Below are 13,494 nucleotides of genomic sequence, written 5' to 3' on the forward strand. Positions count from 1 at the left end.
TGACTTCGCCCGACGCATACGCCTGATCAACAGAGACACAGATTTGATGATGCAGTTGAGCGGCACATCGTGTCGCCCCCAATGCAGTGATGGCAAGATGGATCCCCCAACTCGAAAAATCAGAGGATTCGACTTTCGAGGTGGCAGATGTTCCCGGGCTTCGATCGAACTTGTATTAGGGACGCATGACGCAAGAGATCCGTGTTTCCATCTACGTCCAGGGCGAAGACAGGACCCGGCAAATCAGTGACTGGGAGATCCGATGGAATGAACAGCGTGCGGCCTTAACGCTGACCTGCCACTTCCACTCCGGCAAATCATTCTCCAGACCACTCAGCGACTGCCGCGTTACGCCCAGCCGGGAGCAGGAAAAGATTTTGCTGATGAGAAAGGGCAGTGCGGTTGTCACGCCCATCGACAAGGTGGTGATCTACGGCGAGAAGTACGCCGTCGTCCACTCGCCCGGAAATTCCAAGCCCTATGTCAGGAAGCTGGGCGATATCGACTTTGTTCCTCAGACCACGATGAAGGACGAAGCGATCTTCCACTACTTCGTTGCCGTGGCAAACGCACGGGAGCAGCGAGCCACCTCAGCGGTGCAGAAGCAGATCGCCGCCAATGTGGTGCGCCAGCTGGGGAGGTTGCCGGCCTACTCGGGCACCGTCTTGAATGGCTACTGCACGAGGCAGCTCGCCCGACAGGCGCTGGTGACCCCCCTGATCTATCCGTTCGGCGTGAACGCAAGCCAGCTCGTGGCGGTCGAGGAGGCTTTCACTTCGCAAGTCAGCTTGATCGAAGGTCCGCCGGGCACAGGCAAGACGCAGACGATCCTGAACATCATCGCCAATGTCGTGGTGCGCGGGAAAACGGTCGCGGTTCTGTCCAACAACAACGCGGCTGTAGAGAACGTGTATGAAAAGCTGGGCAAGGCTGGGTTGGATTACCTTGTCGCTCGGCTCGGGAGCAAAGAGCATCGAGAGAGATTCTTCGCCTGTATGCCGACCGTGCCGCCGGATGTTCCTGAACCTCCTCCCACGATGGCGCGCATACAAGCAATCCTGGCACAGTTGAAAGACCTTCTGCACGCGCACAACACGGCCGCGCAACTGCAGGCCGAAGTGGACGAACTGGTCATCGAACGGCGCTATCTGTTGCAGTGGCAGCGCGAGAACGGGGTGCAGGCCTCGCCATCTCTGGGCAAGTACGGGCTGTCTCCACGCAAAACAACAGACCTGATGGCCTACCTGTCCCATCTTGCTGAGCAGCGAATCAGGCTTCAGGACAGGATCGCGCTGCTGCTCAACTTCAGGATCTTCCGAACCGAGCCTTTCGGCAATGGGGACAGGCGCCAATCCGTCATCCATGCCTTGCAGCTTCACTACTACGATCAAGCCTTGCGGGAGAAAGAGGCGACCCTGGCTGCTTGCCGGGCATCGTTGGAACGTGGCGAATTCAAGGCTCTGTTGGATGAACTGACAGCGGGTTCGATGCGATATTTGAAGAGCCATCTTCATGCGCATATTCAGGACTCCCAAACTTTCGAAGTAGGGAATTACCATCGAAATTTCGATGCGTTCCTAAAGCGCTTTCCGATCTTTGGCAGCAGCACACACTCCATCGTCAACTCGATCAAAGAGGGAGCGATTTTCGACTACGTCATCATTGACGAGGCCTCGCAGCAGGACATCGTTCCGGGCATCTTGGCACTGGGGTGCGCGAAGAACCTGGTGGTCGTCGGCGACGGCAGGCAGTTGGCGCACATTCCTGTGACGTTGGGCTTAGCGGCGCCCGCTGATGACTGGGATTGCGAGAAGCACAGTCTGCTCGACTCGTGCCTCCGGGTCTTCAAAGAGGCGCTGCCCAAGACACTGCTGAAGGAGCACTATCGATGCCACCCCAGAATCATCCAGTTTTGCAACCAGCAGTTCTATGACAACGCCCTGATTCCGATGACGCAGGACGACGGCCAGCAGGCTTTGCGCCTGGTGATCACGTCCAAGGGCAATCACACCCGCAAGAACACGAATCTGCGAGAACTGGACTCGCTGCTCAAAGCACTCGACGATGCAGGGGAAAGTCTTTGGCAGGGCGAGGATGGCAGGGGTTTCATCGCGCCCTTTCGCGCCCAAGTCGCGCTCTCAAGCACGCACCTGCCAGCGGATTTCATCAAAGAGACCGTGCACAAGTTTCAGGGCCGAGAGTGCGATGAGATCGTCTTCTCTACCGTGTTGGATAAGAAGCGCAGCAGCCAGGCTCGGCTGGATTTCGTGGATGATCCGCGCATGGTCAACGTGGCGGTGTCCAGGGCAAAAAACCGGTTCACCCTGGTGACGGGCGACGACGTTTTTTCCGTCAGCAACGGGTCGATCGCCGCTTTGATACGGTACGTCACCTACTATGCGGATGATGGGCAGGTGCGTCGCGCTCCCGTGGTTTCTGCCTTTGACCTACTGTACAAAGAATACGACCAATCCCTGGCATCGCTCAATGCCAAGCTGCGGCCTGCTGATTCACGCTACAAGTCCGAGCAGATCTTGGCGCAACTGTTACGGGAGGCGATGTCGGAAGCATCCGGCCAGGGGCTGACCTTCCACTCCCAGATCGCTCTAAACAAGGTGGCCTTATCCAGCAATCCCGCCTTGACGGATCGAGAGCGGGCGTTCATGGCGCACCGCGCCAGTTGTGATTTTGTGCTGTATTTCAAGGTAGGAAAGATGCCGTTGGGCGTGATCGAAGTCGATGGCGCATCCCATGACAGACTGGATCAGGCCGAGCGAGATGCCTTGAAGAACAGCATCTTGGAAAAGAGCGGCATTCCCTTGCTTCGCTTGCGAACTGTCGAGAGTCACATCAGAGAAAGGGTCGCCGCATTTCTGGCCCAGTGGACAGGCAACGTTTCAAGCGCGTGAAGAACCTTGTGGCTACCTGTTCCCCATGTGTCCAGCCGGCTGCCGGCGAAAGTGGTATTGCCTTTTAGGGGCATGAGGCATGTATGGCTCCGACCCCATCGCATCTTTTCCCCTCGAGGCCCATTGCACCACTGAGTAGTCCATTCCTTTTTAGAGGACCCGAGGTGGAAAAAAGCCGGGCGCAGAACGCCCGGCCCGAACCCGTGGAGAAACTTGCGATCAACTCTGCGGGAAACTCTCTCTGGTTGTGTTTCGGGACCTGGACCCCGTGAGGGCGGGGCAGGTTTGCGCTCAGAACGCGTGCCGAATGCCGAAGTCGAAGCCGGTTGCGCTGCGCGGCCGGTAGCCCGTCACACCGTTGCCGGTGGAAAGATACTGCGCCGAGCCGAGCGCGGTCGCACCCATGATCGCGGGATTGTTCTCGCCATTCTTCACGCGGATGCGGGCAGCCGTCGCATATAGCGCAGTACGCTTGCTCAGGTTGTGTACGTAGCTGATGGCGATCTTGTTCGCCGAAGCATCCCGGCTGGATGCGAAAGGCGTTGGCGGTGTCAGGCCCGGGTCATTCTTGAACTTGACACGCTGGTACGCGAGACGGATGAGCCCGGGACCCACTGGCACCGTGGCACCGATCAGGCCGCCCGTGTACTTGTCCTTTTCAGTTGTTGTGAACGGCTGGCCCGCGAAGGGCACACTGGACTTGAGCTCATCGCGTGCCACCGATACTTCGCCGAACAGTTTCACTACGCCGAAGTCATAGGACGCACCCAGGTTAGCGCTCTTGATCTTGTTTTCGAAGCCCGCACCGGTGGGCAGGCCTGCAGGCGTAACCGCGGTGAAGTCGCCTGCCGTGCTTTCGCCATACGCTACTGCGACGTTCAAAGGCCCGCTTTCATAACCCAGGCGTCCGCCGAAGTAGCGCCCCTTCTTGCTCGGAGTGCCCGCTACGTTGCTCTGATCGACGTTCTCGTGCAGCGCGTACTGCACCTGGCCGTAGACACCGCCGAGGTTGGGCGGCAGGAAGTAGCCGATCGAGTTGCTGGTGCGCACGTAGGAGTCAGAACCACCCAAGCTGATGACGCCCGGATTGGCCGTGGTCGCGGCTCCGCGCACGGAAGCAAGGTTGGTGAAAACTGTATTGATCAGGCTGATACCGGTTCCCACGCCGCCGAGTGGATCGAACACGGTGTCATTCCAGAAAGAAGGCGTGTAGTCGCGACCGAGCCTCAGCTCCCCGAGAGTGCTTGAAGACAAGCTGACGGTGGAGCGGCGATTGAAGTTCTGGGGGCCGCGCGATCCGTCGTCCGGATTGATCTGGCCTTCAAGCCAAAAGCCGGCAGCCAGGCCGCCGCCGAGATCCTCGGTGCCGCGAAAGCCCAGGCGACTAGTGGCCAGGTTGCCCTGCGACATGGCCGTCTGGCTTCGCTTGACGCTCGCCGGCTGGCCGGGCGGTGGAAGCAGGAAGGGGTTGGCGGTGTTGTTGTACCACTCGCTCTTAACGCTGTAGCGGCTGACGGCAACGTCGACGACGCCGAACATGGTCACGGATGATTGGGCCGACGCCGATGCGGCGACAGCCAGCGTTGCCAGTGTGATTAGTGATTTCTGCATGAGTTTGTTTCCTAGTGGGGGTTCGCAGCGCCGGAATACTAGGTTCCACATTCATCGCATCGCTCAGGGTTCCTGCTAGCCTTCGGCAAACTCGAAAGCCTGTGGCTTCGCTCGAACCCGATGGAGCCTTCCTCCATGAGGATGACTGCAGTCGCATGCAGCACGCCGAGCACGGTGAGCCATGACCCTGTGATACCGAATGGCAGCGGCCTGCGGCAGCCCCAAAGCACTGCTCGATGAGTTCTTCCGCCGCGGCTTCGTCGTGGCGCTCTGATTGCGGGCCGATCAAGAAAGCACTTTCAATGCAAGTTCCGATAGTTGAAACAAGTGCCAATATTGTTTCAATGGGTGTATTGTTCCTAGCCTGTTCCTAACCGGAGACTTGCATGGACTTGGAGATGCTTGGGCATCGGGCGTGCATCCAGGACGTCATTGCGCGCTACTTCCGAGGCATCGACAGCGGAAGCAAGGCGTTGGTGCGCAGCTGTTTTTCCGAAGATGCTCAGGTTCTGTACGACGGGCGGGCGCCGGAGAAGGGCATCGATGCTGTCATCGGTTCTCTCAAGACGTTCAAGCGCATTGCCGCTGGTGAAATGCAATTGACCATGCATTTCATGGGCAACTTCAACCTGATACGTCTGGACGGTGACCTTGCGGATACCGAGACCTACGCCATCGCGTTCATGATTCCACCGAAAAACATCTCTGGACAGATGGCTGTGCGAGGCTTGCGATACATCGATCAGTTGCGCCAGGACAGTGGGGAATGGCGCATTGCACAGCGTCGCCACACACTCGATTGGAGCTTTGAAGCGGAGCCAACCTTCGCATCCAGTCTCGCTCAACGAGTGATGGCAACAGGTGCGTCAGCCTGATCGGGGCTCCGGCGGCGTCGCACGGGACGGCCGTGAGGCACGCGACAGTCGCGAAATGATGCGACTTGCGTTCCTGCGGTACTTTACTGTCCTTGCACAGGAGTTGCACTTCGGCCGTGCAGCCGCGAAGCTCGCGATCACACAGCCGACCTTGAGCGGTGCGATCAAGTCGCTCGAAGAGGAGCTAGGTGTGTTGCTCTTTGACAGGGACAAGACGAAGGTGGAACTGACACCCGCCGGCGCGGCGTTCCTCGTCGAAGCGCGACATGTATTCGATGCCGTCTCACGGGCCCGGAATGTTGCGGTGGCAGTGGACCGCGGCATGGCCGGGCGGCTCGACATCGGCTTCGCCGGAACGCTCATTCTGCGAGGTATCCCTCGTATCCTCAACGAATTCCAACGTCGAGCGCCCGACATTGAGGTGGCGCTGCATGAGATTCCATCGAACGAGCAGATCGATCGCTTGCGTCGTGCGCGTCTGAACGCCGGATTCATGTACGCAGCGCCATCGCACCCGGACTTAGATGCAATGGCGATGGAGCCGGATTCCTTCGTGCTCTGCATGCCCGTGCAGCATCCACTGGCTCAGCTTCCCATCATTGAGTTGCATGAGGTAAGGGGCGAGACTTTTCTCATGTTCAACCGTGACGTCAACCCGATGAGTCACGACGCCGTAGTGGGCCTCTTTCACAACGCAGGCATCTACCCGAGGTTCGTCCACTCGATTCGCAACTGGCTCACGATGGTGGCGATGGTCTCGGAGGGCCGCGGCTTGGCGGTGGTTTCCGGCTCCCTTGCTCGCCTGGGGTGGTCTGGTGTTCGCTTCGCACCGATCAGCGGCGAGCCGCTTGACGCTCCTGCATCGCTCGTCTGGAATGCGTCGTCCATGTCGCCCGCACTTCGACAGTTTCTTGATTGCGCAAGGGACGTGATCAGAGCGTTATAGGCGCGAACGTTCAGCTCACTGGAAAAATCGATTGGACCGAAGTGCCGGGCCCATCGAACATGCGATCAGGTCGGCGTGGTCGGCCACCAGAGGAGATACCGAGCGCATGGAGAGTTGGGATTACATAGTTGCTGGCGCGGGTTCCGCGGGCTGTATTGTGGCCAGACGTCTTTCGGACGATCCCACGGTGCGCGTACTACTGATCGAGGCGGGGGAACGCCCCGATCACTTTTGGATCCGCACGCCAGCTGGAATGGCCAAGGTGATCGGTGCCGAGCGCTTCGACTGGCGCTACATGACCGAGCCAAATCCTGAACTCGATGGCCGGCTCATCCCGTCGCCGCGAGGCAAGGCACTCGGAGGGAGCAGCGCGATCAACGGCATGGTGTACACGCGCGGCAACCGTCGCGACTACGACCACTGGGCGTCGCTGGGCAATCGCGGCTGGGCCTGGGACGATGTGCTGCCGTACTTCAAAGGCTTGGAAGACAACGCTCGCGGGGCCAGCGAGTTCCGCGGCGTGGGCGGTCCGATGAGGGTTGGTGACGTGGCGCCAATGTCGCGTGCTGTGCTGGCTTTCATAGAAGCTGCTGCCGAGTGCGGTATCACGCCCCAAGAGGAGCTCAGCGTGGCCGGCGAAGAAGGTGTCGGAAGGCTTCAGGCCACCATCCACCGCGGCCTGAGGCAGACCGCTTACGAAGCATTCATCGGGCCGGTGCGCTCTCGTCCCAACCTCACTGTGTGGAGCAGTGTGCATGTGAGGCGCGTGTTGTTTGAGAACCGGGAGGCCCGAGGCGTCGAGATACTGCAAGGCGGCATGGTGCGCCACGTGTCCGCCACGCGCGAGATCATCCTCTCTGCTGGAGCCCTCAATACGCCCCAACTCCTCATGCTCTCGGGCATTGGAAACGGTGATCATCTCTCGCGCATGGGCATCGCGGCCCAGGTGCACGCACCCGGCGTGGGGCAGAACCTGCAGGACCATTGCAGCGTGCACGTGAAGGTCAGCGCCCGCAGGGGCTGGTCGTATAACCCCGACCTGAGTGGCTGGCGTAAATACTGGGAAGGCTTCAAGTACGTTGCGGTGCGCAAGGGCTATCTCACCGCGAGTTCCACGCCAGCGGCGGCTTTTACGCGCAGCAGCAGCGAGATTGCCTATGCGGACCTAGAGATCGGATTTCGGCCCATCACCTTCACTTATGCGCCCAGTGGGCTTGTGATGGTCGATCCCACGCCAGCAGTGAGCGCGAACGTGTACCGTGTGCGCCCCTCGTCGCGAGGTGAGATTCTCCTGAAATCCCCCGACGCGATGCAGGCTCCTGAGGTGCACACGAACTTCATGTCCGCGCCCGACGACATGCGTGCCACCATCGCGGGCATTCGCCAGATCAGGCAGATCTTCGCCGCAGCGCCGCTCGCAGGTGCTGTCGAGGCTGAAATCTCCCCTGGCCCGTCGCTTCGCACGGACGATGCGTTAGCGGGGTTCATCCGAAAAAACGGAAAGTCGGCTTACCACCCCGTGGGTACATGCCGCATGGGAAATGATGGGAATGCGGTGGTCGACGATCGCCTGCGCGTGCGTGGCGTCGGGCGCTTGCGCGTGATCGACGCGTCGATCATGCCGACCCTGACCTCGGGCAACACGGCGGCGCCCTCGATGATGATCGGCGAAAAAGGGGCCGCCCTGCTCGCCGAGGACGCCAGGCTTTAACGAGATCGATTCAGCCTCAGACAGACAAGGAGACGAAATGCGTTCAGACAGAAGAAGGATGGTCAAGGCGGCTTGCGCGCTGCCGTTGTTCGTAGCGGGAGCAACGAGGGCCCAGGCCTTTCCGTCTCGGCCGATCAAGATCATCGTAGCCGCATCCGCGGGAACCGGCATCGATGTGGTGACTCGCGCGCTGGCCGATGCGTTGGCGAAGCAGTTGAACACCGCAGTCGTGGTCGAGAACCGCAGTGGTGCAGGGGGGTTGATCGGCTATGCCTCGGTGGCCAAGTCGCCAGCCGATGGCTACACGCTGATCATGGCGGGCATTCCGCTGTACCTCACGGCGCTGCTGTCCGAGGCGCAGCCGCCTCCGTTCGATGCGTTGACCGACTTCAGTCCCATCGCACGTGTGGCCCGCGTCTCCCAGGCGATTGTCGTGAGCGCGGACTCACCCTACCGCACATTCAAGGACCTACTGAGGGCGATGGAGATGCAGCCCGACCTCATTACGTATTCGTCGCAGGGCGTGGGCAGCACCGCCCACATCTGCATGGTCGCGCTGAATGATTCGAGTACTACGAAGGCACGTCATGTCGGCTATCGCGAAACCACGACAGCGGTGACCGATGTGGCAGGTGGCCGCGTGGACCTCACGTGCCAGGGGCCGGCCTCCGTTCTCTCGCTGGTGCAGGCTGGGAGACTGCGCGCTCTGGCGGTGACGGGAGCGCGACGTCTGGAAGCTCTTCCGAACGTCCCTACAGTGGCTGAGGCCGGCGTGCCCGGCTTCGAGATTTCGTCTTTCATCACGTTGATGGCACCGGCACGCATCCCTGCTGCAGTGCAGCACCGACTGTCCGATGAAGTGACGCGCATCGCGCAGACCCCACACTTCCTCGAGCACCTCAAGGGGCCTCTGATGTATTCCGACGTGGCCGACTACAGGAAGATCGCCGCGGAAGCACCTGCGGAAGCGGCCCGCTGGAAGCGAATGGTGGACCTGATCCGCAATGCGCCGGCTGCGGCTTCAGCATCCCGCTGACGACGGGCTCTGCGTCCATGGAGCCCATTCCCTCGCGGCCCTGACTGGCGCAACGTCGCTTGCAGCGGCAATGCTCCGCCGAGCCTCGCGAATCAGGCACACCGGACGGCGGGATCTGCCCCCGCTCGTGCGCGTCCATTGCAGTTGCCATTGATCGCCGTATGCCTCGCAGCAGAGGAGCGGCCGGAACGGCTGCTGTACTGGATCGCATCCTTGATTCTCATCCGACCCTAACGGTCCTCGACCACGAGGCGGGCAGGTTCGGCTTCGGGTTTGAACGGTGCCGACACCTCGCATCATCTCTTCGTTGCATGAATCCGGACCCGGCGCACATGGGCCGGATGCGCGGCCGAGATAGCGCTCCTCTCTTCGGAGTGAGAGTGCAGGCCCTCTGGGCCGCATGCCTGTGATCAATCCTTCGGAAGCTGTAGGTCGCTGACCAGCTTTTCCATCTTCACCACTTCACCGGCTACGAAGTTGTGGAAGTCGCGCGAGCTCATCAGGAGCGGCTCGTCGCCGCCGCTGCGGATGCGGTCGGCCACCTCCTTTTTTGCCAGCACGCGACGCAGGGCTTCGTCGAGCTTTTGTACCGCTTCCTTCGGCGTGCCCGTCGGTGCGAAGATTCCATTCCACACCACGTAGTTGTAGCCGGGTACGCCTTGCTCGGCAACCGTTGGGAGATCGGGCGCCGCATCCATGCGCGAAGCCGTGCTGGCACCCAGCATGCGTAAGCGGCCGGCCTTGACGTGCGGCAGGGCGACGCCGTATTGCTCGAAGAGAAGGTCCACGCGACCGCCAAGGAGGTCGGCCATGGCGGCACCGTTCCCGTTGTACGGCACGTGCGTCGCCTCCTGACCGGCATCCTTGAACAGCTTCGCCACGGCCAGGTGCGTGGTTGATCCCTGCCCTGCGGAGGCGAAGTTGATCTTGCCGGGGGACGTCTTCGCTGCAGCGAGCATGTCTTGCACCCCCTTGTACGGAAGATTCGCCGGAGCGACCAGGACAAAAGGCATGCGCACCATGGACCCGATGGGGATGAAATCCTTCAGCGGATCGTAGCCAGGATCTTTCCGGATCGATGGCAGGATGGTGATCGTGGACGATACAGCGAGCAGCGTGTAGCCGTCCGGCGGCGCTGATTTCGCCGTCCGGATGCCCAGTAGGCCGCCGCCGCCCGGCTTGTTCTCGACGAAAACGCTCTGCTTGAGTTCCTCGGACAGGTGCTGAGCGACCAGGCGCGTGGTCGCATCCACCGCGCCGCCGGGCGCAGTGTTCACCAGGATGCGAATCGGTTTTGTGGGGTAGCCTTGCGCACGGACCGGGCCCACGTTCACCAGGGCTAGCGCGAATGCTGCCCCGGCCAGCCAGGTAAGTTTCTTTGTGGACGAATACATGGGAGCCTTCTAAACATGCGGTGGGAATTGCTTGAGCAGGGCTGCACCCTTTTCGCCGATCATGATCGTGGGGGCATTGGTGTTGCCCGAGGTCACGGTGGGCATGATGGAAGCGTCGATAACGCGTAGGCGGTTGATGCCGCGCACGCGCAACTGCGGGTCTACCACGGCCATCGAGTCGCAGCCCATCCGGCAGGTGCCTGACACGTGGAAGGACGTCTTGCCCGTATTGCGGATGAATTCCGTGAGTTGCTCGTCGCTGGTGACCTGCGGTCCGGGTAGCAGTTCGGCCTCGATCGAGGCGGCGATGGGTTGTATTCGCAGCAGCTCGCGAATCTGTCGGATACCCGCGAGCATGGCCTTTAGGTCAACCGGATCGTCGAGGTAGTTGGGAAGGAGTACGGGCGGCTGCAGCGGATCAGACGATGCGAGCCTCACCTCGCCGCGCGATGCCGGACGACATGCGAAAACGGCTACGCTAACCGCATCGATGTCATCCACCGTCACTTGCCCTGAAGGCGAGTAGCTGAAGCTGATCGGCCTGAAGCCCAGTTCCAGGTCCGCGTAGTCGGCCCCGGCATGGCTGCGTGTGAAGGCCGCAGCGAGCGTCGCGCCGCACGCAAGGTAGCCGTTCTTCGCCAGCAGGTAGCGAACGCCCTCGCGGTACTTGCGCCAGCCGTTCAGATGCCGGTTGTGTGAGACACCTGGGCCCGTGCGCACCTTCACGTTCACCGAGAGATGATCTTGCAGGTTTTTGCCCACGCCGGGCAGGTGCAATGCGACGGGAATGCCATGCGAGCGAAGCTGATCGCCATCGCCGATGCCGGAGTGCATCAGCAACTGCGGTGAATTGAGCGCACCTGCGCACAGCACAACCTCCCGGGCCGCATGGATGGTGCGCAACTGGCCGCCGTCCATCACTTCTACACCAGTGGCGATGCGATCAGCCAGCACGACGCGTGATACATGCGACACCGTGCGAATCACGAGGTTACTGCGCTCGCGTACCTGCTCAAGGTACGCGTCGTAGGTGGACTGCCGCCTACCGTTGTGGATCGACGCTTGCAGGATGCCGACGCCTTCTACACCCCGAACGCTGAGGTCCTCCACCAGGTGAACGCCCAGCCGTTGCGCCGCGAGGATGAACTGATCGACCACCGGTGAGCGAAGTGCAGGGTCGCTGATCCTGAGTGGCCCGCCCGCGCCCCTCACGTCGTTGCCACCGCGCTGATTGTCTTCGAGCACCTTAAAGTAGGGAAGAACCTCGTCCCATGACCAGCCGGCATTGCCAGCGCGGGCCCAGTTGTCGTAGTCCTGCCGGTTGCCGCGCGTGAACACCATGCCGTTGATCGCACTGCTGCCTCCCAGCGTTTTTCCGCGTGGCCAGAAAAGCGAGCGACCGTTCAGGCCCGGGACGGGCTCGGTGGTATAGCCCCAATTGAACGGGTTCGCGCTGAACATCTTGCCCATGCCTGCGGGGACGCGCGTCCAGAATCCGCGAGCCTGTGCGCCCGCTTCGAGCAGAAGAACGCGCACAGTGGGATCGTCGGACAGGCGTCGCGCCACGACGCAGCCGGCGGACCCCGCGCCCACGACGACGTAGTCGAACGTTTCCATCAGGCTTTCCGCAGTTCACGCATCAGTTCGCTGACTTGACGCGATTCCAATGTGCGCACGATGTCGATCGCACCTGACAAGTCCTTGACTATCCCCGAGAGGCGCGCCAGTTTCCTGAACTTTCCGATCTGCTCATCCACACTGCACGGGTCAGCGGGCGTGCCATGAGGATCGAGCGTGCTACGTGACAACGTGCGGCCGTCTTTCAAGCGCACTTCCACGCGGCTCGCAAATTGGCGTGGATATACCTGGTCGGCTATCGGGTCTACCTGTAGCTCCACGTCTTGCGCAATTCCCTGTCGCACAGCGTCGAAGATGTGTGGTGTCGCGAACTCTTCGGGGTTCATCGGGTCGCCTACTAGCGCCACAGCGACGCAATAGGGGATGCTGTACTGCGCGTCCATGGTGTCGCGCACGTCGACGTTCGCGTTGTTTTTCACTGCGAATGAACTGGTGGCGACGACGACGTTCTCCACGTCGGCTGCAGTGAAGCCGCATCCCGAGCGCATCGCGCTCAGGATCTGCACCACGCCCTGGATCCAGCCGCAGATGGGATACACCTTGACCCACACGTCGTCAACGGCCCATTTCTCGCCCCAGGCGGCGTCCAGCCGCTGCGGCTGCGCCTGATTGCCGCTGAAGGCGTCGAGCAGGCCGTAGGAGCCATCGATGGCCGCTGGCGGTGCGGTGAAGCCGCGCTGGGCGAGCAGCGTCATGCGCACGGCGGCTTCAGCGGCGCGGCCCGCGTGCATGCGCTTGACCATACCGGCAGAACCCGTCGCGAAATTCTTGACACCGCTGCCGCAGGAACACGCCAAACCTACGGCGTTCACCATCTGCTCGAGAGAAAGCTTCATCGTCACGCTGGCTGCGATCGCACCGGCCACCGGGCCCACCACGCTGGTCTTGTGAAAGCCCCGTTGCGAGGCTTCCATGCCCAGCGCCATGCTGATGCGAGCGGTCGCTTCGTAGCCGGCGACGATGCCGCGCAGCAGTTGCTCGCCCGAAGCATCGCAGGTCTGCGCCGCAGCGAGCGCGGCCGGAATGATCACCGCTCCCGGATGGATTACCGCCTCGGACAACAGGTCATCGAGCTCGAAGCCGTGGATCGCCGTGCCATTGCATAGCGCTGCCTGTGCCGGTGCAGTGGTGTGAGTCGTACCGAGAATGCTGCACGCGCCATGCGCGCCATCTGCCAGCACCTCAGTCGTCATGATGACTCCCCACGGCTGGTGAGCCCCAAGCAGGCCGCAGCCCAGCGCGTCGAGCAAGCACCAGCGCGCTTTCTCCATGGGCGCCACGGGCGCATCGTTGCCAAGGGCATGCAACAGCTCGAGCAGACGGCGGGCGTGGCCCTGGGGTCGGTTGGGGTCGACTGCGACGGGTGCGGCCATG

The 13,494-nt window shown here is 61.4% G+C and carries 9 protein-coding genes; 5 read left to right on the forward strand and 4 right to left on the reverse strand.

Annotation, left to right across the window (positions count from 1 at the left end):
- Positions 1–185 precede the first annotated feature (185 nt).
- Positions 186–2,909, forward strand: coding sequence for an AAA domain-containing protein (locus tag AC1RL8_RS07765; RefSeq protein WP_492684909.1), 2,724 nt, complete (start codon positions 186–188; stop codon positions 2,907–2,909).
- A 291-nt stretch (positions 2,910–3,200) separates the two neighbouring features.
- Here the strand turns inward: AC1RL8_RS07765 and AC1RL8_RS07770 are convergent, their stop codons facing one another.
- Entirely contained in the window at positions 3,201–4,520 is a 1,320-nt protein-coding gene (locus tag AC1RL8_RS07770; protein ID WP_492684910.1) for a porin, read from the reverse strand.
- A gap of 386 nt (positions 4,521–4,906) precedes the next feature.
- Between AC1RL8_RS07770 and AC1RL8_RS07775 the strand changes: the two genes are divergently transcribed.
- From AC1RL8_RS07775 to AC1RL8_RS07790, 4 genes are all read left to right on the forward strand, one after another.
- Entirely contained in the window at positions 4,907–5,395 is a 489-nt protein-coding gene (locus AC1RL8_RS07775; protein WP_492684911.1) for a nuclear transport factor 2 family protein, read from the forward strand.
- A 55-nt stretch (positions 5,396–5,450) separates the two neighbouring features.
- The gene (locus AC1RL8_RS07780) at positions 5,451–6,341 is read left to right on the forward strand and encodes a LysR family transcriptional regulator (protein WP_492684912.1); all 891 of its coding nucleotides are present in this window, start codon (positions 5,451–5,453) and stop codon (positions 6,339–6,341) included.
- Between the two features lie 106 nt (positions 6,342–6,447).
- Positions 6,448–8,052 carry a GMC family oxidoreductase gene (locus tag AC1RL8_RS07785; RefSeq protein ID WP_492684913.1) on the forward strand — a complete coding sequence of 535 codons (1,605 nt, stop codon included), beginning with the start codon at positions 6,448–6,450 and terminating at the stop codon, positions 8,050–8,052.
- Between the two features lie 37 nt (positions 8,053–8,089).
- Positions 8,090–9,088 carry a Bug family tripartite tricarboxylate transporter substrate binding protein gene (locus AC1RL8_RS07790; RefSeq protein WP_492684914.1) on the forward strand — a complete coding sequence of 333 codons (999 nt, stop codon included), beginning with the start codon at positions 8,090–8,092 and terminating at the stop codon, positions 9,086–9,088.
- 410 nt (positions 9,089–9,498) lie between these two features.
- Here AC1RL8_RS07790 and AC1RL8_RS07795 read toward each other — a convergent pair whose 3' ends face one another.
- The 3 genes from AC1RL8_RS07795 to AC1RL8_RS07805 are packed head-to-tail and all read right to left on the reverse strand — an operon-like array spanning position 9,499 to position 13,493.
- Complete coding sequence (locus AC1RL8_RS07795; protein ID WP_492684915.1) at positions 9,499–10,482, reverse strand: Bug family tripartite tricarboxylate transporter substrate binding protein; 984 nt, start codon at positions 10,480–10,482, stop codon at positions 9,499–9,501.
- A 9-nt stretch (positions 10,483–10,491) separates the two neighbouring features.
- Positions 10,492–12,099 carry a GMC family oxidoreductase gene (locus AC1RL8_RS07800; RefSeq protein WP_492684916.1) on the reverse strand — a complete coding sequence of 536 codons (1,608 nt, stop codon included), beginning with the start codon at positions 12,097–12,099 and terminating at the stop codon, positions 10,492–10,494.
- Entirely contained in the window at positions 12,099–13,493 is a 1,395-nt protein-coding gene (locus tag AC1RL8_RS07805; RefSeq protein WP_492684917.1) for an MmgE/PrpD family protein, read from the reverse strand. Before AC1RL8_RS07805 ends, AC1RL8_RS07800 begins: the two co-directional genes overlap by 1 nt.
- Between the last annotated feature and the right edge of the window lies 1 nt (position 13,494).

This window comes from Variovorax sp. GW822-FHT04E09, assembly GCF_058800845.1.